General features: G+C 36.1%; 23 protein-coding genes, 1 tRNA gene and 2 riboswitches. Of the genes, 7 read left to right on the top strand and 17 right to left on the bottom strand.

Going from position 1 to position 23670, the window contains the following annotated elements; genetic code table 11:
- Nucleotides 1-12: 12 nt before the first annotated feature.
- Nucleotides 13-123: riboswitch (SAM riboswitch) on the bottom strand.
- Nucleotides 124-325: 202 nt separating this feature from the next.
- Nucleotides 326-438, top strand: a riboswitch (SAM riboswitch).
- Nucleotides 439-508: 70 nt separating this feature from the next.
- The 3 genes from ACM6HU_RS07225 (at nt 509) to ACM6HU_RS07215 (ending at nt 3562) form a co-directional block, all read left to right on the top strand.
- Nucleotides 509-1621: a methionine biosynthesis PLP-dependent protein gene (locus ACM6HU_RS07225; RefSeq protein ID WP_016116329.1), complete on the top strand. Its 1113-nt coding sequence runs from the start codon at nt 509-511 to the stop codon at nt 1619-1621.
- The gene (gene metC, locus ACM6HU_RS07220) at nt 1618-2781 is read left to right on the top strand and encodes a cystathionine beta-lyase (RefSeq protein WP_016133256.1); all 1164 of its coding nucleotides are present in this window, start codon (nt 1618-1620) and stop codon (nt 2779-2781) included. The genes ACM6HU_RS07225 and metC overlap by 4 nt, the downstream gene beginning before the upstream one ends.
- A gap of 490 nt (nt 2782-3271) precedes the next feature.
- Nucleotides 3272-3562 (top strand): ArsR/SmtB family transcription factor, encoded by a 291-nt coding sequence (locus ACM6HU_RS07215; RefSeq protein WP_000894376.1) that lies wholly within the window; start codon nt 3272-3274, stop codon nt 3560-3562.
- 148 nt (nt 3563-3710) lie between these two features.
- Here the strand turns inward: ACM6HU_RS07215 and ACM6HU_RS07210 are convergent, their stop codons facing one another.
- Both ACM6HU_RS07210 and ACM6HU_RS07205 read right to left on the bottom strand, forming a co-directional pair.
- The gene (locus tag ACM6HU_RS07210; protein ID WP_088093666.1) at nt 3711-4826 is read right to left on the bottom strand and encodes a class I SAM-dependent methyltransferase; all 1116 of its coding nucleotides are present in this window, start codon (nt 4824-4826) and stop codon (nt 3711-3713) included.
- Between the two features lie 8 nt (nt 4827-4834).
- Entirely contained in the window at nt 4835-5464 is a 630-nt protein-coding gene (locus ACM6HU_RS07205; RefSeq protein ID WP_016116332.1) for an MBL fold metallo-hydrolase, read from the bottom strand.
- A gap of 169 nt (nt 5465-5633) precedes the next feature.
- Between ACM6HU_RS07205 and ACM6HU_RS07200 the strand changes: the two genes are divergently transcribed.
- Entirely contained in the window at nt 5634-5807 is a 174-nt protein-coding gene (locus ACM6HU_RS07200; protein ID WP_016116333.1) for a DUF2759 domain-containing protein, read from the top strand.
- Nucleotides 5808-5943: 136 nt separating this feature from the next.
- Here ACM6HU_RS07200 and glcK read toward each other — a convergent pair whose 3' ends face one another.
- From glcK to ACM6HU_RS07130, 14 genes are all read right to left on the bottom strand, one after another.
- Nucleotides 5944-6924, bottom strand: coding sequence for a glucokinase (gene glcK, locus ACM6HU_RS07195; RefSeq protein WP_016116334.1), 981 nt, complete (start codon nt 6922-6924; stop codon nt 5944-5946).
- A 20-nt stretch (nt 6925-6944) separates the two neighbouring features.
- Entirely contained in the window at nt 6945-7145 is a 201-nt protein-coding gene (locus ACM6HU_RS07190) for a YqgQ family protein (RefSeq protein ID WP_016116335.1), read from the bottom strand.
- 101 nt (nt 7146-7246) lie between these two features.
- Complete coding sequence (locus tag ACM6HU_RS07185) at nt 7247-7825, bottom strand: 5-formyltetrahydrofolate cyclo-ligase (protein ID WP_016116336.1); 579 nt, start codon at nt 7823-7825, stop codon at nt 7247-7249.
- Between the two features lie 167 nt (nt 7826-7992).
- Nucleotides 7993-8142, bottom strand: coding sequence for a 50S ribosomal protein L33 (gene rpmG, locus ACM6HU_RS07180; RefSeq protein WP_001265618.1), 150 nt, complete (start codon nt 8140-8142; stop codon nt 7993-7995).
- Nucleotides 8143-8212: 70 nt separating this feature from the next.
- Nucleotides 8213-10567, bottom strand: coding sequence for a sugar phosphate nucleotidyltransferase (locus tag ACM6HU_RS07175; protein ID WP_016116337.1), 2355 nt, complete (start codon nt 10565-10567; stop codon nt 8213-8215).
- Nucleotides 10568-10910: 343 nt separating this feature from the next.
- Nucleotides 10911-11567: a phosphate signaling complex protein PhoU gene (phoU, locus tag ACM6HU_RS07170; protein ID WP_016116338.1), complete on the bottom strand. Its 657-nt coding sequence runs from the start codon at nt 11565-11567 to the stop codon at nt 10911-10913.
- Between the two features lie 324 nt (nt 11568-11891).
- Complete coding sequence (gene pstB / locus ACM6HU_RS07165; protein WP_016116339.1) at nt 11892-12707, bottom strand: phosphate ABC transporter ATP-binding protein; 816 nt, start codon at nt 12705-12707, stop codon at nt 11892-11894.
- A gap of 21 nt (nt 12708-12728) precedes the next feature.
- Complete coding sequence (pstA, locus tag ACM6HU_RS07160) at nt 12729-13595, bottom strand: phosphate ABC transporter permease PstA (RefSeq protein WP_016116340.1); 867 nt, start codon at nt 13593-13595, stop codon at nt 12729-12731.
- Between the two features lies 1 nt (nt 13596).
- Entirely contained in the window at nt 13597-14547 is a 951-nt protein-coding gene (gene pstC / locus ACM6HU_RS07155) for a phosphate ABC transporter permease subunit PstC (protein ID WP_016116341.1), read from the bottom strand.
- A 27-nt stretch (nt 14548-14574) separates the two neighbouring features.
- Nucleotides 14575-15492 (bottom strand): PstS family phosphate ABC transporter substrate-binding protein, encoded by a 918-nt coding sequence (locus tag ACM6HU_RS07150; RefSeq protein WP_016116342.1) that lies wholly within the window; start codon nt 15490-15492, stop codon nt 14575-14577.
- 317 nt (nt 15493-15809) lie between these two features.
- Complete coding sequence (locus tag ACM6HU_RS07145; protein ID WP_414848090.1) at nt 15810-17921, bottom strand: peptidoglycan D,D-transpeptidase FtsI family protein; 2112 nt, start codon at nt 17919-17921, stop codon at nt 15810-15812.
- Between the two features lie 109 nt (nt 17922-18030).
- The gene (locus tag ACM6HU_RS07140; protein ID WP_016132035.1) at nt 18031-19308 is read right to left on the bottom strand and encodes an MFS transporter; all 1278 of its coding nucleotides are present in this window, start codon (nt 19306-19308) and stop codon (nt 18031-18033) included.
- A gap of 137 nt (nt 19309-19445) precedes the next feature.
- Nucleotides 19446-20057, bottom strand: coding sequence for a superoxide dismutase [Mn] (gene sodA, locus ACM6HU_RS07135; protein ID WP_016116345.1), 612 nt, complete (start codon nt 20055-20057; stop codon nt 19446-19448).
- 224 nt (nt 20058-20281) lie between these two features.
- A tRNA-Ile gene (locus tag ACM6HU_RS07130) sits at nt 20282-20355 on the bottom strand.
- A 652-nt stretch (nt 20356-21007) separates the two neighbouring features.
- On the opposite strand from ACM6HU_RS07130, the gene ACM6HU_RS07125 reads away from it, so the two are divergent.
- The 3 genes from ACM6HU_RS07125 to ispG all read left to right on the top strand — a co-directional run bounded on the left by ACM6HU_RS07125 (nt 21008) and on the right by ispG (nt 23174).
- Nucleotides 21008-21499, top strand: coding sequence for a DUF1189 family protein (locus tag ACM6HU_RS07125; RefSeq protein WP_016116346.1), 492 nt, complete (start codon nt 21008-21010; stop codon nt 21497-21499).
- Nucleotides 21500-21563: 64 nt separating this feature from the next.
- Entirely contained in the window at nt 21564-21911 is a 348-nt protein-coding gene (locus tag ACM6HU_RS07120; RefSeq protein ID WP_016116347.1) for a hypothetical protein, read from the top strand.
- 165 nt (nt 21912-22076) lie between these two features.
- The gene (gene ispG / locus ACM6HU_RS07115) at nt 22077-23174 is read left to right on the top strand and encodes a flavodoxin-dependent (E)-4-hydroxy-3-methylbut-2-enyl-diphosphate synthase (protein WP_170927917.1); all 1098 of its coding nucleotides are present in this window, start codon (nt 22077-22079) and stop codon (nt 23172-23174) included.
- Nucleotides 23175-23255: 81 nt separating this feature from the next.
- On the opposite strand, the gene ACM6HU_RS07110 is transcribed toward ispG, so the two are convergent.
- Nucleotides 23256-23669, bottom strand: coding sequence for a Fur family transcriptional regulator (locus ACM6HU_RS07110; protein ID WP_016116349.1), 414 nt, complete (start codon nt 23667-23669; stop codon nt 23256-23258).
- Between the last annotated feature and the right edge of the window lies 1 nt (nt 23670).

Raw genomic sequence — 23670 nt, 5'->3', positions numbered from 1 at the left:
TCATCAATCCTCCTCTTATCATGCAAAACAAATTGTTTTGCAGGTATTAGCACCGTTTCAAACATTTCGTTTGAAGGTTGCCGGGTTTCACAGGGCCTTTCCCTCCACCGCTCTCAATAAGAGTTTTTCTTTATTATTCATCTATGTTTTAAAAGGAAATACGTGTACCTTTTAACAATCTTTGTTAATTTTCTCATAAATTTAGCATGGGATAGACTAAAAGTCAATTGAATTATCAGAAGAATAAAAATTGTTTAAAATAAAGTTGCAATTCAATTATCTTTTGTTGTAAAGTTAAAAGCATAATAAAATTTCATACAAAATATTCTTATCTAGAGAGGTAGAGGGACTGGCCCTATGACACCTCAGCAACCATTAACATGTTCGTTAATAAGGTGCTAATTCCAGCAAATTGTGAAAAGATTTGACAGATAAGAAGAAGACTATATTCGCATGAAAGCCTTCTTCTTAGAAGGCTTTTTTTATTTTTATAAAGGAGGAATTTCACATGTCAACAATCGAAACAAAACTAGCACAAATCGGAAATCGAAGCGAAACTACAACAGGAACAGTTAATCCCCCTGTTTACTTTTCAACAGCTTATCGTCATGAAGGAATTGGAAAATCAACAGGCTTTGATTATTCACGAACAGGAAATCCAACACGTGGTCTTTTAGAACGCGCAATTGCTGATTTAGAAGAAGGTGAACAAGGCTATGCCTGTAGTTCTGGAATGGCAGCTGTTCTTCTTATTCTTTCCTTATTCCGTTCTGGAGATGAACTTATCGTATCAGAAGATTTATACGGAGGGACCTACCGCTTATTTTCGGAACATGAGGAAAAGTGGAATATTCGATGTAGATACGTAGATACACAATCTATTAAACAAATAGAACAAGCTGTCACTTCTCAAACAAAGGCTATTTTTATCGAAACACCGACCAATCCATTAATGCAAGTCACTGATATTGCAGCTGTCGCAACTGTCGCAAAACGGCACGGCCTACTTCTAATTGTCGATAATACTTTCTACACTCCTTATATACAACAACCATTAACAGAAGGCGCAGATATTGTCCTTCACAGCGCAACAAAGTATTTAGGTGGACATAACGATGTACTAAGCGGCCTTGTCGTTGCAAAAGGTCAGACACTTTGCGAAGCACTTGCCCACTATCATAACGCTTCTGGTGCTGTATTAAGTCCATTTGATTCGTGGTTATTAATTCGTGGTATGAAAACATTGGCTCTTCGTATGAATCAACATGAAGAAAACGCAAAGAAAATCGTTTCTTATTTAAATGAGGAGAATGGTGTAACCGATGTTTTTTATCCAGGAAGGGGCGGCATGATTTCGTTTCGTCTTCGCGATGAAAAATGGGTAAATCCTTTCTTACAATCTTTATCGTTAATTACATTTGCAGAAAGTCTTGGCGGGGTTGAAAGTTTAATGACATATCCAGCAACACAAACACATGCAGATATCCCGGAAGCAGTGCGTACAGCACGCGGGGTATGTAATCGTCTTCTCCGTTTTTCCGTTGGCATTGAAAACGGGGATGATTTAATTCAAGACTTAAAGCAAGCTATTAAACATATAAAAGAAGGTGTAAGAATATGAGTTATTCGTTAGATACACTCTTACTTCATAACCAATATAAACATGATTCACAAACAGGAGCTGTTAACGTTCCCATTTATAATACATCAACATTTCATCAATTTGATGTAGATGCCTTTGGAAAATACGACTACAGTCGCTCTGGGAATCCAACACGTGAAGCACTTGAAGACATAATCGCTTTATTAGAAGGGGGAACAAAAGGATTTGCCTTCGCATCTGGAATTGCAGCGATTTCTACTGCCTTCCTCCTTCTCTCACAAGGCGATCATGTTCTCATTTCAGAAGATGTATACGGGGGAACATATCGCATTGTAACAGAGGTTCTGTCTCGTTACGGTGTTTCACATACATTTGTTGATATGACAAATGTAGAGGCAGTAAAACAAAACATTAGACCGAATACAAAAGTCTTTTACATTGAAACACCCTCCAATCCATTATTAAAAGTAACCGACATTCGTACTGTTTGCGAATTAGCGAAATCTACTGGAGCTCTTACTTTTGTTGATAACACATTTTTAACACCACTATTCCAAAAACCACTCGAACTTGGAGCAGATGTGGTTCTCCATAGTGCGACAAAGTTTATTGCTGGTCATAGTGATGTTACAGCTGGATTAGCAGTTGTAAAAGATGAGGAACTTGCTAAAAAACTCGGCTTCCTGCAAAATGCATTTGGCGCTATATTAGGCCCACAAGATTGCTCTCTCGTTCTTCGCGGTCTGAAAACATTACACGTACGTCTCGAACACTCAGCAACAAACGCGAATAAAATTGCTCTTTATTTACAAAAACACTCGAAAATTCAGAATGTGTATTACCCTGGATTAGAATCACACCTTGGCTATGACATACAACACTCACAAGCACAATCTGCCGGTGCTGTTTTATCTTTCACGTTACAATCTGAAGATGCTTTGCGAAAATTTTTATCACAAGTCAAACTTCCTGTATTTGCAGTAAGTTTAGGAGCTGTGGAATCCATCCTCTCCTATCCTGCAAAAATGTCACATGCAGCATTATCACAAAAAGCACGCGATGAAAGAGGTATTTCTAATTCATTGCTCCGTTTATCAGTTGGCCTTGAAAATGTAGATGATTTAATTACCGATTTTGAAAATGCGCTTTCTTTTGTAGAGGAACCTGTGAATGCATGAGAAAATTCCCATCTGATACAGAAATAAAATGTTTCACATAATAAAAAAGGATAGACCACCATAAACTCATCATATGCACTTAGGCAAAGTCCCTCTATTGAAGATAATAAGCCATTAATATATCCTCTCCATAAGAACCATCTTCATATTTAATTTACTTCCGTTGTCTACCTTCTTTTCATCCAAGATTATATTCTATAGAAACATATAAAATCCTTTTTTCTTATTATTTTTAAAATTTCGTATATTAATTGAAAGAATAAAAAAATCATGATAAAATTGTGTTACAAATGTATCTGTATATTCACGATTCTTAACAAAAAATACTGTGTTACAAACGTACAAATTTTGCAAAGTTATTTACATCATGTTCTCTTTTCTTACAATTTCTTTACTTTAGAACATTTTTTCTGCAACAACTATTTTCTTTTCTTTAGATTTTTGGTATGTATAGTATGGGTATAACAGCTCGCATGGAGGTGGAAAAAACATGTTAGAAACCTTTCAAAAGGAATTAGAACTATACGAAAATAATGCAGAATTACTGAAAGTTCTTGCTCACCCTGTTCGTTTATGTATTGTAAAGGGATTGATCGAACGCGGTCCAAGCAATGTTTCGACAATGTACACAGGATTAAATATGCCACAATCCACAATTTCGCAACATTTAGCGAAATTAAAAAGCGCTAAAATCGTTTCTAGTGAAAGAAAAGGATTGGAAATTTACTACAAAGTAGAAAATGAAACAATTATCCAACTTGTTCGTGTATTACTAGGTTAGGGGTAACCAAACAAAAAGGGCGTATTCTATATTTTCTATCTCATATCTTTAATATAAATATATATCATGAGAGAAAATATACAATACTACATATCCTAAAGTCGTATCAAAAAACAAGACGCAGAATCATTCTGTGTCTTGTTTTTTTCTATATATGTAAATAATGCTTTAAATCAAAATGTGGCATTCCTTTTTTTTGCATAACAACATCAAAAGCATCGCTTATTCCCCCATGTAAAATCATGGAACGAACCGCTCGATTTTGTTTCTGTTTCTCAGAAAAAGGATCGGAATCTTGATGACTAGCAAGTTGTTCTAATATACCTGCCGCAAGTAAAAACCCCCTTTGTTTTGTATGCCACACTGTATGAAGACTGCTTTCTTCTCCTATTTTCTTCAATTCATCCCAATGAATATGCGCTGTAATATCCATTTCACCTGGATACTTCAGAGGATTCTGAATGAGCCTATGGTCATAATACCCCCTTAGACTCCCTTCATGATGCGCAGGATGCATCCACTCCGCTCTTGTATACCCATAATCAACCGTGATGAATAAGCCTTCCTTGAGCCATCCTATAATCTCTTGTAAATAGGTTTCCATTGCTATTGGTACTTCAAAGCGCTGTCCTTCATAAAGCTCAATCTTATGTCTTCGTAAATAGCATCGTATTACTTCTTGTTCTAACGGCCGCAATACTTCTGTAAGTTCCCGCTGCTCCGTATACGTAATACGAACTTCATACAAAATACCAGCTCGCTTCTCTATCACTTCAACAGGAAATGCATCAAACAATTCGTTTGAAAAAACGATTCCTGTAAAAGACTCCCCTAATTCCTTATAGGACTTGTACTGCGAAATATTTTGAAATGAACCAAGTTGACGTTTTTGCAACCTTCTATGAAAAGGACTCACTTCAATAATAGAATATCGTAACTCTGCATAGGTTACTGGAGATAACTGTTTCCATTCCTGTAAAACATCATAAGCAAATCTCCCTGTTCCCCCTCCAATTTCACAAACATTCGGGGGGATCTCTCCATTTTGGACAAGTCGAATAAAAAAACGAGCGAACGTCCTTGCAAATACCGAAGAAATATTACTACTCGTAAAAAAGTCACCATTTCTTCCGATTTTTTCACGTTCTTTCATATAATATCCGTACTCCTCATCATACAGTGCAAGGTTCATATATGTACTATATGAAATCGAATAATCCTTTTCTTTTTCCATCCATTTTCTTAAAACGAGCTCCATCCCCATATAGCTCCTTATTGTAAAAACGGATTATTTTCTTTTTCGGAACCAATATTTGTTTCTGGACCATGTCCACATAATACTGCTGTGTCATCTGGCAGTACAAATAATTTTTCTTCAATGCTTCCAATTAATTCTGCAAAACTTCCACCTGGTAAATCTGTTCGACCAATACTCATTTGGAATAATACATCTCCTGAAAATACAGCATTTGCCTCTTTGCAATAATATGAAATACTGCCTGGAGAATGCCCTGGCGTCTCAAACATTTCAAATGTAAAGGATCCAATCGTTAACATTCCTTCGCCTTCAATAATTTGATCAGCGGGTTTCGCTGTAATGCTTCGATTCATCATAAAAATTTGCGAACCATTTACAGTCGCATCTCCTAACCAATCCACTTCTTCTTTATGTACATATACTGGGATATGAAAAGCATCTCTCACAGCATCAACTGCACCAATATGATCGAAATGAGCATGTGTTAATAAAACAGCCAGCGGCTTTAATTGTTCTTCTTGTAAATACGTTACAAGCTTCTCTCCTTCACTACCTGGATCAAAAATAATACATTCTTTTTGATCATTACTTAAAATATATGCATTTGTTTGTAATGGTCCTAATGGCATTTGTATCCATTCCATTTTTAAATCTCCTCCAGTTATTGAACTTACTTTTATGATACAACATTTCTTCCCCTTAGGAAAAGAAACGATGCTATCTCGACAATCATTTCTAAAACATGTACAATAAAAAAGAAGAAATATTGCAAAAACTCAAACGAAAGAATGAGAGAGCAGAGGGGGATTATATATGGGTCTTGTTATCATTTTTGCGCTAGTCACTCTGTTAGCTGTATTCGCAACCCTTAGAACGTTACGTGAAAAAAATTTACTAGCAGGCGGTTTTGCTGTTGCAACTGTACTTGTTTTTGGTTGGTTTACAGTCATGACTGTCCTTTATAGCGGGTACCCACCAACTCATTAATTCACTTACAGTTCTATTTCCCATCAAGATTTTTCATAATGAAAAGAGGAAGGGATCTCCCTTCCTCTTTTCATTATTTTACAAATACCAGTAGTCTCACCTTAATTCCGATTCGCCCTGACTGATTCTATTCTTTTTACTTCATAACTTCATATTTATGCTTCTTCACAAGCCAAGCTCCACCAATTACACCAGCATCATTCCCAAGCGTTGCAATTGCTAGCTTCGTGCTCTTAACAGCACGAGAAAATGCATATTGTGCAAAATAGCGCTGAATTGGTTGTAACAATGCATCGCCAGCTTTAGATACACCACCGCCAATTACAATCTTTTCTGGATTTAACGTACTAGAAAGATTTGCTACAGCTAACCCTAAATAAGAAGCTACTTTTTCTACAACTTGTTCCGCTAAAGCGTCACCTTGTTCAAGCGCTTCAAATACATCTTTAGATGTAATACGTCCCTCTTCTTCTAACATAGAGTGAAGTATGCTTGGTTCATCTGTATCTTGTAATTTTTGCATAGCAACACGTACAATACCCGTTGCTGAAGCTACTGTTTCTAGACAGCCAGATTTCCCGCAGTTACAAGGAAATCCATTTTCTGTTACGACTGTAATATGTCCGATTTCACCAGCAGCACCACTTACACCGTGCACAATCTCACCATTTGCAATTACACCGCCGCCAACACCAGTTCCAAGCGTCATACAAACTAGATCTTTTGCTCCTTCACCAGCACCTTTCCACATTTCACCAAGCGCAGCTAAGTTTGCATCATTATCAACCACAACAGGTAAGCCTGTTTCTACTTCTAATAAATCTTTTAATGGATAGTTTTCCCACCCTAAATTAACAGCTTCATAAATCATACCAGAAGCGACATGAACAGGTCCAGGAGCGCCCATACCAATACCAATTAGCTTGCTCTTTAATTCTCCTAGTTCTTCTAACTTTTTATCAATTGCTTTCGCTACATCTAATGTAATATGTTTGCCTTGCTCACTTGCATTCGTTGGGATTTCCCACTTATGTAAAATTTCACCATATACATTAATAAATGCTAATTTAATCGTTGTCCCGCCAAGGTCAACACCAACTAACCACTTTTCTTCCATTTTTGCTAACCTACCTTTATCTAATTCTTGCTCATCTCTTTTTGAATCTCTTGTTTCAATAAAAATAAAGCTGTTTGATAGTCTTTTGGCTCAATCAACTGTGATTGATTTAATTCACGCAATTCATCTTGCATTAATTGTAAATCAGCGATTCGATCACCTGTATAAATGATTGTTCCAAATTTTTTTAGCAATTGCTGAATATCATAAATTGATATCATTTCATCACCCTCTATGTCCACTTATTATGGAAATATAATAAGAAAACGTTCACATATTTTATTATAATCAACAAGAAAAAGTCTCGTCAATTTTTATTTGTCTATACAAGTCCATTTTGAAGAATTGTTTCTTTTTCTGTAATAATTTTTTGTACATTTTGATCAAACGACTCTATTGGAATATAACTTACAATTTGAAAATCAAAAGCTAATGATAACGTTTTCCCTTCATACTGCAGCAGATAACGATCATAATAACCACCGCCGTACCCAATACGTTCCCCTCGTCTTGTATACGCAACTCCGGGTACAAACAGAAGATCAATTTCATTTGCCTCTGTTTCTACTGTTAGCGCAGGAATTGGTTCACGCAAGCTCATATATACTGTTTCTAATTGATCAAAATTTGTAATTTGACGAAAGATCATTGTTCTTGTCTCTCTATTACACTTTGGTACAACAACTTTTTTTCCTTCTCGCCATGCTTGTTCAATAATTACATATGTATTCACTTCATGTTCCATCGAAAGAGTAATTCCGATTGTTTTCGCTTCTCTCCACTCTTTTTGTTCATATAAAGAAAATACAATTTGTTCTGATAAAGTTTTGTGCTGTTCTTTCGATAAAAAATTCATTTGCTCTACTATTTTCTTACGTAAACGTACCTTCTCCTCTTTCACACGCTTTTCCCCCTATAAAGTGATCCTTTACTTACTTTATAATTATTAATCGCAAAAATGAATTACGTTCTTGTAAACAGTCTATCATTTTTTTCATGTATCATCACTTTTCAATAAGGGTTATAACCATAGTAAAAAAAAAGAAACAGTAGGAAATTTCCTACTGCTTACTTTGTTTCACGGTGTAACGTAGACTTCTTGTCACGCTTGCAATACTTTTTAAGCTCAAGGCGCTCCGTGTTGTTACGTTTATTTTTCTTTGAGATATAGTTACGATCTCCGCATTCTGTACATGCTAGAGTAATATTCACACGCATTCTTATTTCCCTCCAGTCACTAATAACTTAAATCAGACTATACTATAATACCACTTTTAAAATAAAAATTCTACACCTTTTGATATTGTCTAATTTTTTCTATAAGAGTTTTCATATTTTCCTTTGCTATTACTGGGTTTCTCGCGTGTGAATATACAAGAAATTTAGGATGTTTTGCATCAGAAACAATATAAGACCACTCTTTTTCTGTATATTTAAATTGGATTCCCTCTAATACTTCGACTTCTCTTTTTTCCATATCCTGCAATAACATTCCCATTACTTTCCCTTTCTCTTTCCACGAGCAAACAACTTCATCACATAATAAGTAAAGGGGTGGTGATTGCTCTAACATCGTCGACAAAGTATTTCCTTGCCGAGCAATTAGTTCAAATAATTTTCCAATCCGATATAAAATATCTTGCTGCCATCTCATCTGAAACTTACTTTGTTCACCATACATATAAAAAAGAAGATAGCACTCTCCTAATTTTAACGATAATGGATAAACACTCTCTGTCGTCTCAAGTAATAAATCAGGAACATCGATTTCTTCACAATTTGCACTTTGGTAAATCCCACCATGATTATCATATAATTCAAATTCATTTCCTTGTTCATAAAACATAAGAGCCATATGAGCTCTACTTGATTTCATTAACAATTTAACATGTTCTTTTTGCTCATTAGCATAAACCCATGTAATTGTGCAACCTAGTTTTCGCAAGAAGGATATGAGTAGGAACTGAAACATTTCATCTCTTTTATTAATAAGAAGGTGAAATGTTTGCTTTTGTATCGTTTCGATATCCAAATACGCTAATAAAGATTCAACATATTTCTCTAAACAAACATGTACCGTTTCATTTCGTCCTATGTCTTTATCATATACATAATGAAATGCTTCTGACATATACAAGTGTTCCATTTCTTTTTGCTGTTTATACGATAACCTTATGCCTTCCTTACCATATAGTTGAATGACAATTCCTTCTTCTTGTTCAAAGCGAATAAAAATGCCCCCTGCACATTCGAGTTCATTGATCGCATACCGAAAGGCCGAATCGTTCATTTCTTGACATTCCATCGTATACAAGCCAACACTATGAATTGCATGTAGAAATAGCTTTTTAAAAATATCAAGTTTTACATCATCATATCCCCCTATCAATATACGCTCCCCTTTTGAAAAAAGAGAGCCATATGCCATTGCTATTTTTACAACAACTTGAGGTGTCATTTCTATATTGCCCCTACCTACTACCCGGCTTTTTTGCAGCCAACCTGAGTTTTTTTCATTTTCAGTAATTCCTGACGAGGCAATAATAGAATGACTATCAACAACTTTATTAGGCCATATTTTCCCATTGTGTTGTATCACTGTATTTTTTCCAATCTGGCAACGGTCTGCTACCACACTTTTCTCAAATAAAGTTACATCATCTTTAATCATCGCATTTTCTCCAACGGTCGCTTCTAATAGCTCACAGCGTTTTCCTACATACGTATGGGCAAGAACAATACTTTTTTGAACATGCGTATGATCTAATATTGTGCTGCACTTACCGATAATTGAATATGGCTCAATTATTACCCCTGCTCCGATGAACGCTCCTTCTCCGATAAAAGATGGACCGTGAATTTTTGTTCCCTTTTCAATCGTTACCCCTTCTCCCATCCAAACCATCGGTAGTACTTCCGTATAAGAAATGGGTACCTGTACTTTCTTTGTAAGTAAGTCAAAATGAGCCTGCCGATATTGATCTAATGTGCCAATATCTAACCAGTATCCTTGCGCTACATATCCAAAGAGTGCTTTTTTATTTTCCAGCAAAGGAAAGACATGGTGACTAAAATCAAAAAACTGCGCTGATGAAATATAAGAAAAAATTTCGGGGTCCATAATATAAATGCCTGTATTTACAATATTTGAAATCACTTCGTTCCAACTCGGTTTTTCCATGTAACGTATAATTTCATGCTCTCTATTCATAACGACTGAACCAAATGATAGTGGGTTTTCCACTTCCTTCACAAACATTGTGACCAGTCTATTCCTGCATTGATGGAATTCAATTCCTTTTGATAAATTAAAATCCGTCAATGCATCTCCACTAATTACAACAAATGGCTCATCTAAAAACGCTTCTGCTTGTTTAATGCTTCCTGCCGTACCAAGCGGTGGTGAATCTTCGAAATATTGCAACTTCACTCCCCATTTACTTCCATCACCAAAATATCGCCTAATTGCCGTACTCATATATTGAACTGTAATTGCAATCTCATGAATACCATGCTGCCTTAGTAACTCAATATTATATTCTATAACTGGTTTTTCAAGTAATGGTAACATTGGCTTTGGAAGATTACATGTTAACGGTCTAAGACGCCTTCCTTTTCCTCCAGCTAAAATAACCCCCTTCATATACATTCATCCTCCACGTTTATAATGTTGAACGACCTTGTATATCATATGTATGTCACTTATGTAGAAATTAACCTTTTCACTTCACTGAATCACATCAGTAAGCGCTTACTTTATAGCTTAATAAAATGAAATTTTAATCAGTGGCGTTTTTCCTTGTCCTTCACTGAGTGTTCACCTTCACCAATCGAGTTTTTTACAGGATAAACAATCGCTTCCTATATTATTCCATATCATATTATGATACATCTTATCATCATAGAGAGGACAAGACAACGAGCTTTTTTTGTCATGTTTTGACTAAAAAAGCAAGTGATATTCCATCACTTGCTAACATTTTTTCCTATTCATTTAATAAATAATGTTTTCCTTTCACCAAGTAAAAAACATTCTCGGCAATATTCGTAATGTGATCTGCTACACGCTCAATGTAACGTGCAATAAAAGATAATTGTGTAATTTGCGTAATTGCTTCAGGATGTTCAGGGATAGAGGAAATAAATTCACGAATCGCTCTCCCATATATTTCGTCAACAGAATCATCCATTTCCGCAATTTGTTTTGCAGAAGTTAAATTTTCTTCTTGATATGCTTCTAACGATAAATTTAACATATCCATGGCAATCGTAAACATTTGTTCTAGACTATGCAAGCTAACAGATACATCTTTTTCTCCGAGCCGAATTGTTGATTTAGCAATATTTACGGCATGATCTGCAATACGTTCTAAATCTGTTGCTGTCTTAATCGAAACAAAAATTCTTCGCAGATCGCTTGCAACAGGTTGCTGTTTTGTAATTAGCATAAGTGCAAGGTCATTAATTTCTTCTTCTAAATTATCCATACGGTAATCACCATCAATGACTTCTAGCGCTTTTTCTACATCTTTCTTCTGAAGCCCTTCCATAGAACAAGAAAGGGCTTCTCTTGCCAATTCTCCAAGTTCAATTACCTTTTGCTGCAATGTGTGTAAATCATAATGAAATTGCTCCCTTACCATGTTGTTTCCCCCTTTAGCTGTTACATATATGAAAACTCCCACCACTTAGCTCCTTTGGATCTTGAAGTGGGGGTTTCTCATGTGTCTCCTCTAACAGATGCGTAACACGAGTGGAGACCTGATGCCCCTCTATTTCATTGGCAAACGCCTTTGGAACCACCTTTTTAATATATTGTACAAAGCGTTCAAGAATGCGGTTACTAGCAATCCAGCTCCCCACTCAAGGACTGTGCTGAGCATAGTCCTTGAGTGGGGAGTTTTCTTACTTGATTTTTGATAAAGTGATAAAAACCCCTTATAAAGGGGCTTTTACTCCCAAAAACATTAACCAAATCGTCCCGTGATATAATCTTCTGTTCGTTTATCTGTAGGAGTAGTGAATAATTTGTTTGTATCTGTATATTCAACAACTTCACCGCTTAGGAAGAACGCTGTTTTATCAGAGATACGTGCCGCTTGTTGCATATTATGCGTCACAATTACAATACTAAAATCTTTCTTTAGCTCTTGAATCAACTCTTCAACTTTCAATGTAGAAATCGGATCCAATGCTGATGTCGGTTCATCCATTAAGATTACATCCGGTTCAATCGCTAAACAACGCGCGATACATAAACGCTGTTGTTGTCCACCAGATAAACCATATGCATTATCGTGTAATCGATCTTTTAATTCATCCCAAATCGCTGCACCACGTAAACTTTTTTCAACAATTGCATCAAGTGTCTTCTTATCACGAATACCATGAATCTTTGGACCATAAGCAACATTCTCATAGATAGATTTCGGAAATGGATTTGGCTTTTGGAACACCATTCCAACATGCGTACGTAATTCCTCAACAGGATATGACTTATCAAAAATATTTCGATCTCGATATTCAATTACTCCCGTTGTGCGAACGATAGGTACTAGCTCTACCATACGGTTTAACGTTTTTAAATATGTTGATTTTCCGCAACCACTCGGTCCAATAATTGCTGTTACTTCATTCTCATGAATACTTAAATTAACATCTTTTAATGCATGATCTTCTCCATACCATAAGTTTAAATTTTTTGTATCGAATACAACCTTCTTCGTTGCTGACTCAATTTTCTCTTCATTTTTCACCTGTACATTTACTACTGTTGCTACCATTTTGAATTCCCCTTTCATCCACTACTTACGATTTCTTAACCATAAGACAACCACATTTATAATGAGCAACAATCCTAATAAAACGATCATACCGGCTGCTGCTACATGCTGAAATTCCTCTTGCGGTCTACTCATCCAATTAAAAATTTGAATCGGTAAAACTGTGAATCTATCAAACATGTTAAGTGGAATATAATTAGCAAAAGCAAGTGCCCCAATGACTAATAATGGTGCCGCTTCCCCGATTGCCCTCGATAAAGCCAAAACACATCCCGTTAAAATTCCTGGCAAGGCAGTTGGCAATACAATCTGATACATTGTTTGCCATTTTGTAGCACCAATGCCATACGAAGCTTCTAACAGAGAAGCCGGCACCATACGAATCGCTTCTTGACTCGATACAACAACTGTTGGTAATACAAGAAGACTCATCGTAAACGCTGCTGTTGCTATACTCTCCCCTAAATGAAGACCGTATACAAAAATTGTTAAACCAAGCAATCCAAACACAACAGATGGCACACCCGCTAATGTTTGAATATTTAATTCTATGATCCTTGTGAATACAGAGTGCTTTGCATAATGTTCTAAATAAAGAGCTGTACCTACTCCAAATACAAAGGAAACTGGCACTACTATACTCATAAATAAAATTGTTCCTGACAATGCAGCGACAATACCAGCTTGCTTTGGATTACGTGAAGCAAAGTTCATAAAAAAATCTATTGAAAGATAACCTACACCTTTTTCAAAAATTTGATAAAGTAATAAAATTAGTATACAAATAGAAAATAGCATTGCCATATAGGAAATAGACTTATATATTTGATCCTTCCAAAAACGAGATGCCATATTTTCTTTTATTCTCTTATGATTCAGCATTCGCATCTTATATCGCCTTTCTAAAACGGTACATAATCTGCTGCGAAATCATATTCATCATGAATGTAAACATAAGTAACGTCGCGCCTACAGCGTACATGCTATAGTATGCGATCGTTCCATGGGGGGCATCACCTAAGCTTACTTGCACAATATAAGCCGTTAACGTTTGAATGGAGTGCGTCGGATCTATAGATACATTGGGCGTTGAACCTCCTGCAATGACAACAATCATCGTTTCACCAATCGCACGTGAAGCCGCTAATAGGATTGCAGCCATAATACCGGTAAATGCAGCTGGAAACACAACCTTTCGTACAGTTTCAAAACGCGTTGCACCTAGCCCAAGTGAAGCCTCTTTTATTCCTTTAGATACAGCTCCCATTGCATCTTCAGAAAGAGAAGCGATTGTTGGAACCATCATAATTCCTATAACAATGCCTGGACTGATTGCATTAAAGAACTGTAAATCCGGAATGACACGCTGCAAGGCCGGTGTGACAATCGTTAAAGCAAAAAATCCATATACAATTGTAGGAATACCTGCTAGTAGTTCTAAAATGGGCTTTAACACTTTTCTAACAAAGTGTGAAGCATATTCATTTAAAAATACGGCACATCCTAATCCAATTGGAATAGCTACTATCATAGCGATTGTTGTTACAAGTAAGGTCCCACATATAAGAGGAAGTATCCCAAACTTAGGCTCTTCAAAAAATGGTAACCATTCTTTTTCAGTAAAAAAAGAATACATTGATATTTCACGAAAAAACATAATTGTTTCATTCGCTAGCGTAATAACAATACCGATTGTTGTTATAATAGATACGCTAGCAATTGCCTTTAATAGTAACGGAACCATTCGATTGATTCGCTGCGTTTTTTTTCTTTTGATTGTATTTCTTTCAATCAAATGTTGCACAGAAAATGTAAATTGACTTTTGTCATTTCGAGCCAAAGATGAAAACCCCTTCCCATCCTGACATTATCTTTTTATTTCTGTTAACATTCGCAGCTGTTCACTATATTTCTTTTGTGGTAATTTAACATATCCGACTTCTTCAGCAAGTCCGCCCGCATGTTGCATCATAAACACCACATACTCTGCCACACTGCTTTTATTTCGAATCGAAGCATGGTTTACATAAGCAAATAGCGGCCTAGACAATGGCTTATAAATACCAGATTGAATGTTTGCTTTCGTTGGTGGTACACCATTTATTTTTACGGCTTTTACCTTATCCCGATTCGCCATATAGTACGCATATCCCACAAATGCAATTGCATTTTTATCATTCATTACCCCTTGCATAATGACTTGATCATCTTCAGATAAAGCAACTGTTTTTGCAAGACGATTGTTTCGCAAGACAACACTTTGAAAATAATCATACGTACCGGAATCAACACCTGGCGCATAAAATTGCACCTTTTCGTGCGGCCATTTCGGATGAATATGTGACCATCGTTTCGTTCTCCCATCTTCGCTCCATAATAGACGTAATTCTTCTATTGTCATATTATCAGCCCATGTATTTTGACGATTCACAATGATTGTGAGGCCATCATAAGCAATTTCAAATGGTGTAAACTGGATGGAATTTTCCTTCATAAAATTTTCTTCTACTTGTTTCACCTGGCGCGATGCATTATTAATATCTACTTCGCCTTTGCCAAAACGATGAAACCCTCCTCCTGTCCCAGATATACTAATAGAAATTTTCACACGTGGTTCTTTTTTTGTGTACTCTTCCGCTATAGCTTCCATAATTGGAAAAACGGTTGAGGATCCATCAATTCTCACTTCCCTCACATCATTAGCAGCGGATGGAGTAGACACATATAAAAAAATGAAACATGTCGATATTGCTAAAATCTTGATAGATTTTTTTGTCCATTTCACGTGTAGCTCCTCCTAGAAGTATCCCGGAGTAACAGGATTACAGATATAAGAATAATACCCAACTATTAATTCGGTTTTAATAATTTGTAAAAGTTTTGTAAAGTTCAACATAATGTGGAGGAATACGATACTTCTTTCTCATTTTCACTTCTTTTCTCAAAAGTAAATATATGACCGGTCATACTATGAGAGAGTTCACTTTTTCAACCCCCTATTTCGCGTATGGGATATGCTCGTCCACAATTACTAAAACCTATGCATAAAATACAAAAAAAAGCACACTATCTTTTAAGATAGTGTGCCAAATTCACATATTTTTATTCTTCTTTTCCTTTTTTACCTTTTTCATCTTTTGGTGCTTCACCTGTTACTTCTTGTTTTTTCAAGTCAAAGTAAGCATCCATAATTTCACGACCGATATTTCCGTTAATTCCAGACTTATCATCGTGTACCCATGGAACAACAACAGAGAATGCAACTTCTGGATTATCAAGCGGCGCATATCCTACTAACGTTAAGTTATAAGTTGGTACCGGTTCACCTTTTGCATTTCTTCCAATATCTTTATTGCCACCATAAAACGTTTGTGCTGTTCCTGTTTTTCCGGCAGCTGTATATTTTGCACCTGTAAAGTATTTTGTACCTGTACCACCTGAATCATTAAACACTTGTCTAAATCCTTCTTGCACTCGCTGGATTTGATCTTCAGGCATATCAATGCGATTTAATACTTTTGGTTCCATCGATTGAATCACTTTCCCAACTTCACCTGGCTTAGATGTTGGTTGACGAATTTCTTTTACGATTTGCGGTTGCATACGATAGCCGCCATTTGCAATTGTAGAAACATACTGTACAAGTTGAAGCGGTGTATACGTATCATACTGTCCGATTGCTAAGTCTAATAAGAAACCTGGTTGAAGACCTGAACCTCTCTGACCAGATATTTCGTTTGGTAAGTCAATTCCTGTTTTCACGCCAAGCCCAAACTGTCCAAAATAATAACGCATATCATCGAATGCCTTTTTCTTAATATCTAATGTACCACCTCTAACATATGGCACTCCAGCAATATTCATAGCTGTTTTAAACATATATACGTTAGAAGACATTTTCAAAGCGGTAAGGTCGTTAATGCTGCCCATCGTTTTCCAAGAAGCTTTTACTGGTGTACCTTTTAGTTGAATTGGTTCATCCACTAGTACTGTTCCAGGCGTAATTGCTCCTGTTTGATATCCTGTTAACACCGTAGCCCCTTTTACAGTTGAGCCCATAGGATACGCACTTGTCATTGTTCCTAATGCATAGTCTTTTACCTCTGTTGTTCCATTTTCTTCTACAAGCTGTTTTCCAGCCATAGATAAAACTTCACCATTTTTCGGATTCATCATCACAACAAACGCACGATCTAAAAGTGGTTCTGCACCTTTATATTGCTTTAAATTCTTCGTGAGAATATCTTCTACACGTTTTTGCAGTTCCATATCAATTGTTAAATTCAAATCGTTTCCTCGTTGTCCTTTAGAAACGTTTATTGTTTCTAAAATATTCCCGTCTTTATCTGTAATATTTCTCACTTCTGCTTTTGTACCATGAAGCGTATCCTCGTACTGTTGTTCAATATAACTTTTACCAACGCGGTCGTTACGGTTATAATCTCGAACAAGAAAATAATCTAGTCGTTCTCTTGGCAACCCTTCATCTGAGCTTGTTACACCACCAAGTACACTACGGAACATATCATCATAAGTGTATTTACGATCCCAATCAACTGTCGTATCTACACCTGGCAACAATGCTAAATTTTCACTAATGATTGCATATTCTTCTGGTGTTACATCTTTTTTTATGATTTGCGGTGTCATTGCATATCCGCCATCCATTTTACTCTTAATTGCAAGTATTTCTAAATCTTCGGGTGTTAATTGATTTATTTCTGCCTCTGTCACGCGATTACGCTGACGCTCTGCCATTTCTTTATCATCAATTTTCTTTGCTTTAAATTCAGCTTGGTCTTTTTTTGTAATCTTTTCCTTTGCCTCTTTTTCATGTAAAGAAAGCCAATAATCTTTTTTATCACGTTCTGTTAATTTATCTGGTGATACTTCAATTAGCTTCGCCAGTTTTTTCGCTGTTTCTAAACGCTCTTCCGAAGTTGAACCCTTCAGTCTTGTAAACGTAATGGTACGAACTGGGTTATTATCCACAACCGCACGACCATATCTATCAAAGATCTTTCCGCGTGGAACTGGATTACTTACTGTTGAGTTTTCCTTTTTTTCAACTTCATTTTTATAGTCCTCACCATGTACAATTTGTACCATTCCAAGCTTTACAATGATCGCTGAAAACATTAAAAACACACAAAAAAACAACACGTTAAGCCGAAACGGAACGTGGGTTTTCTTTTTTTTCTTCTTTTTACTCATACGAACCCCCTCTACCAACAGCTATGTAATAGGAAAGGGACACCTTATTACAGGTGTCCTCACTGCTGTTTTACATGTCTTTTTATTCTAGCATAAAATCCAGAAGAAGTTAACCTTCTCGTTCGGTATGATTTTGTGTTGTTTCAGGTGCTGGAATCCTTGGTTTATTTGGATTCCCTTCCCCGTATTTGACATTTCTAACAGCAAAATAAATAAGTAAATGTCCAGCTCCAAGAATACATAATAGAACAGGTAAGCTTTTTTCTGGCTGGAAAAATGATACTGCACATAAAAAACTTAAAATCGAACAAATTCTTCCGCTGTTTAACCATAATTCTCGAACAACAATATACTCGACCCGCCATTCTCTCGCCTGCTTTGCTCTTCCGATTACATCGTATGTCATCGATCCGTACGGAACAAGTAAAATCGGATAAGCTATTGCAATACATGCTGCATAAATGAGTAATTTTACATATGTAACATGAAAAATAACTAAAAATACAACGACATACAAAATAATTCCACCAAGTAAAATCGCCTTTTTTCTCCACTCCTTTTTTAACATACGCGCAACCAAGTAATAGCATACAAATGAAACAGCGGAATTGACTAAACTATACTTCCCTAGTGCAAATTCGCTCCCTGATGCCAAATAGACATATACAGAAATAACAAAAATAAACGTCCCTTCCCTTAATCCTTGAAAAAAGTGTGCGCGTGTAATCCTTCCCCAGTTTTTATCAACCTTACGTTCTTTCAAAACTTGAACAATTTCATAGCGCCCCTCACATTCTCTTTTCGATAAAAAGAAGCTTATGACAACAGCAATTGCAAATAAAGTTAATGAAAGAAAAAAGATAACTGTATAACCGCTCCATTTCTCCATACGTGAAATCGTATATCCCGCTGCTATTGGCCCAATCATTCCAGAAAAGGATGTTAGAAGACCAAGAAAACCGTTAAAAAAATCACGTGTTTCCGGTTCCGTAATCTCAAATGTCAACAGATTAAATGCAAGCCAATAAAAACCGTATCCAATTCCAAGAAGACCACCAAGTAATAAAATGTAATGTGAAGCATGCGTTCCTGCGAGTAAAACAACAATAAAAAAAGCAGCTAATGTTCCCACACCGATTCGCAGTAAAATAGCACGATCTATCCGTTTTGCCAATTTTCCTGCAAAAAGAAATGTTAGTGGCTGCAATACAACGCTTGCTAAATTATACAAACCAAGATTCACATAGTTTTGTGTTTGTTTCCATAAATAAATGTTAACAAACGTGTTGGATAAAGAAATTGCGAGCGTGTATAACCCCCCCATAACAAGTAACAATATTAAATCACGATTCACCTCGACATCGCCAATTACATGTTTCCACTTCATACATAACTCTCCTTTACTTCATGTTCTAGTCTTCCAAAGACGAGCACAATTATGTAAAAGAAAGCATACAAAAAAAGCTAGGAGAATATCCCCCTAGCTTCTTCAATATCGACTTACCTAAAACGGAACAAGCGATATTATTTAGCTTCTTGGTAACGTTTTTCAGCTGCGTTCCAGTCTACAACGTTCCAGAATGCACCGATGTAGTCAGGACGACGGTTTTGGTAATGTAAGTAGTAAGCATGCTCCCAAACATCTAAACCGATAACTGGAGTTTTACCTTCTGTTAAAGGTGAATCTTGGTTTGGAGTGCTTGTTACTTCTAGCTCACCATTGTTTACTACTAACCAAGCCCAACCAGAACCGAAGCGAGTTGCACCAGCTTTTGCGAACTCTGTTTTGAATGCATCAAAGCTACCGAATTTCGCTTCAATTGCAGCTGCAAGTTCACCTACTGGTTGTCCACCACCATTTGGAGATAGAATTGTCCAGAAGAAAGTATGGTTCGCATGTCCGCCACCGTTGTTGCGTACTGCAGTACGAATTGCTTCTGGTACTTCATTTAAGTTTGCAACTAATTCTTCAACACTTTTGTCAGCTAGTTCTGCATGACCTTCTAGCGCAGCGTTTAAATTTGTTACGTAAGTGTTGTGGTGTTTTGTATGATGGATGTTCATTGTTTCTTTATCAAAGTGAGGTTCTAAAGCATCATACGCATAAGGTAAATTTGGTAATTCATGTTTTGCCATTGTTACATTCCTCCCAGTTTATGTATTGCCAAAATGACTTGGCATACAACTTCATTTTACCCTAATTGCCATAGGGTGAAAACAAATTAAATCACATTGTCTTGCTATCATTAACGTAGCAAAATCCCCATTTCTTTTCAAATAAAATGCTCATATATTTCGTAAAAAAAGCTTCCTTCTACAAGGAAGCTTCCCGTCTACATGATGAACATGTGAAATGGATATGGACCCTGTAGGACTCGAACCTACGACCGGACGGTTATGAGCCGTCTGCTCTAACCAGCTGAGCTAAGGGTCCAGAATTATGTATATATCGGTGGCTGAAATTTAAATCACACCACCAAGTCTCCACAGAACTTTCATACAAGCTGAAAACTGTATGATTACATGGTTGAGTCACTGCGAGATATATCGATTAAGAAATGTAAGATAAATTTACCATATAAAAAAGAAAAGTGTCAATTGTATTTTTACTTTTCTTAAAGTCAAACTTCCATCAGTAAACTTTTCCTCATTTCTCAATGATGGTGAGCTCTCGTCTATTTTACATTTACTGAAGTCTATCTTTTTTATTTTCAAATCTTAAAAAATACCTTACTGCAAGCGAATAATTATATAAATCCATTTTGTTTTTTCGATATATAATAATCCCCCACTACGCAAAACAAAAAGTGACCTGCACTTGTTTTCTCTCTTTGTTTTACCATCGGACGGGACAGGAAAAAGGATCTGATCGCTTCTATGCATAGCCAGTTGCCCTCTCCTACCTAAAAGAAAGGTTTTATGTCAAGGTTTCAATTTATATTGATATAGCAAAAATTCCTTTATAGCTCCCACTTACTGGGGTATCAATCTTACTTCACACGATATAACTTGTGGTTCTCTAGATTCGTACGTTACAATAATTTTATGCATCAATCTATCATACATATAGCAAAGGAAGTGAATAGATGTCCGTATTTATGCAGCTAGTAAAAAGTTTATATTCGCCAAAAGACATGGCACTTTTTCGTTTTCAAAAAATCGGGAAAACGATTCTGTATATCACGTTATTGTGTTTAATTGCAACAATCCCAAAAACTTTTACATTTGAGAAAAAAGATATTAAAGATATTATATCAGCCATTGATAGCATTTATCCTATTCTCATGCTTGTTGTAGGAATAGGCATTTACTTGTTCCAATTATTCATTTCATTCCTAGGGGTAACAATTTTAGCCTTTATTGGTTCTGCAATGAGCGATCAGCGGAAGTTATCTTACACACAAATTTGGACATTAACAGCTTACAGCTATACAATTCCAACAATTTTATTTATGATTATGGATTTATTAAAAATAAATGTACCATGGTCATTCCTTTTATACACTGCAATCATTTTAATTGTTCTGTACTTAACCATTAAAGAAATACCAAAACCTAAAGAAAAACACGAACTATAAAAAATGCCATTTTGGCATTTTTTTTTTGGACAAGCATATATTTCCTAACAAAGGAGTGAGGAATATGAAAAGACTTGGTACACTCTTACTTGTGCTTGTTCTCGGTTACGTGTTTTATTACGATATAAAAATTGGTACTTTGCCAATGTTAAGTTCATACAAAAAACCATCAGCTGCCCAAACTGTAAAAAAAGAAAATGTTGATACAAAATCCAAAAAAGAAACGGATGCACAATATAAAGCGATTGAAGTAAAAACAGGAGATACTGTTTTATCCATTACAGAAGCGATTAACAAGAAAAAAGTTCCTTCTATTGAAAAAGTAATCGATGATTTTAAACAATTAAATAAAAATACATCTTCTACAAAAATTCAGATTGGAAAATCTTACAAATTTCCGCTATATCAATGAACCATCACTTAATCCTTGTCAATTACATAAAGGCGCTGATACAATAGTAAAAGTGAAACCGAGCATATAGGTTTCTATCGCTCCATATCACATATACTATATTTGATATGAGGCAACAAAATAAGAAACTTCTTTTATAAGGAGAGCGATCTATTCGTGAATGAAATGACTCATCGTACAAAAACACGTCCTGTTAAAGTCGGTAATTTAACAATTGGCGGTAATAATGAATTAATTATACAAAGTATGACAACAACAAAAACGCATGATGTAGAAGCTACAGTTGCTGAAATTAAACGTTTAGAAGAAGCGGGTTGTCAAATTGTCCGCGTTGCTGTTCCAGACGAACGCGCAGCAAATGCTATTGCTGATATTAAAAAACAAATTAACATCCCACTTGTTGCTGATATTCACTTTGATTATCGTCTTGCTTTAAAAGCAATTGAAGGCGGCATTGATAAAGTACGTATCAATCCAGGAAACATTGGGCGTCGCCATAAAGTAGAAGCTGTTGTAACTGCTGCAAAAGAACGCGGTATTCCAATTCGTATTGGTGTAAATGCTGGTTCATTAGAGCGCCATATTTTAGAAAAGTACGGCTATCCTACTGCAGATGGTATGGTTGAAAGCGCACTGCATCATATTAAAATTTTAGAGGATTTAGATTTCCACGATATCATCGTATCCATGAAAGCCTCTGATGTTAACTTAGCAATCGAAGCTTATGAGAAAGCAGCTCGTGCCTTTGATTATCCATTACATTTAGGCATTACAGAATCTGGAACACTATTTGCTGGAACGGTAAAAAGTGCTGCTGGTCTTGGAGCAATCTTAAGTAAAGGTCTCGGAAATACACTTCGTATTTCATTAAGTGCTGATCCTGTTGAAGAAGTAAAAGTTGCTCGTGAACTTTTAAAATCATTCGGTCTTGCATCGAATGCTGCAACACTTATTTCTTGTCCAACTTGCGGTCGTATTGAAATTGACCTTATCAGTATTGCAAATGAAGTAGAAGAATATATTTCTACGCTGAAAGTACCAATCAAAGTTGCTGTACTTGGATGTGCTGTAAACGGACCCGGTGAAGCTCGTGAAGCTGATATCGGTATTGCCGGTGCACGTGGAGAAGGTTTATTATTCCGTAAAGGAAAAGTCGTTCGCAAAGTACCAGAAGAAACAATGGTAGAAGAACTCAAAAAAGAAATTGATGTAATTGCTGCTGAAATGGCTGCAAATCAAGAAAAAGAAAAACAAGAGCAATAATAAAAACGGCTGCCTGGATGTCACCAGCAGCCGTTTTATAACTACAAATAAAAGCTTGTCAGTCTTTACGCTGACAAGCTTTTACTTTGCACACTTCGGGCAACGCCCATATATTTCAAACTTATGCCCTGTTACTTCGTATCCTTTAAAATCTTTATTCATAAAATCCATTGGACAGGAAGTAATTTCTTTCGTACCACCACAATCCAAGCAAATGAAGTGATGATGATGTTCCATAATTGAACATGTAAAACGAAAATGCTTTTCTCCATTTAATTCTGTTTGCTCCAAAACACCAATTTCAGCAAATACCGTTAAATTACGATAGATTGTATCAAAACTTAGTCCTGGGTAATCATCCTTCATATGCTCTAAAACGTCTTTTGCGGTTAAATAACGATTATGAACCGCAAATAAACGTAACATTTCTTCCCTTTTTCCAGTGTGTTTATAGCCTTTTTCTTTCATAAGACGTAAAGCTTCAGTCAGATTCATA

It is taken from the genome of Bacillus sp. IT-79MI2, from assembly GCF_949768135.1.
In the GTDB taxonomy this organism is placed as follows: Bacteria; Bacillota; Bacilli; order Bacillales; family Bacillaceae_G; genus Bacillus_A; species Bacillus_A pseudomycoides.
Note: the sequence above shows the minus strand (reverse complement) of the source record. Positions and strands in the feature narration are given on the sequence as shown.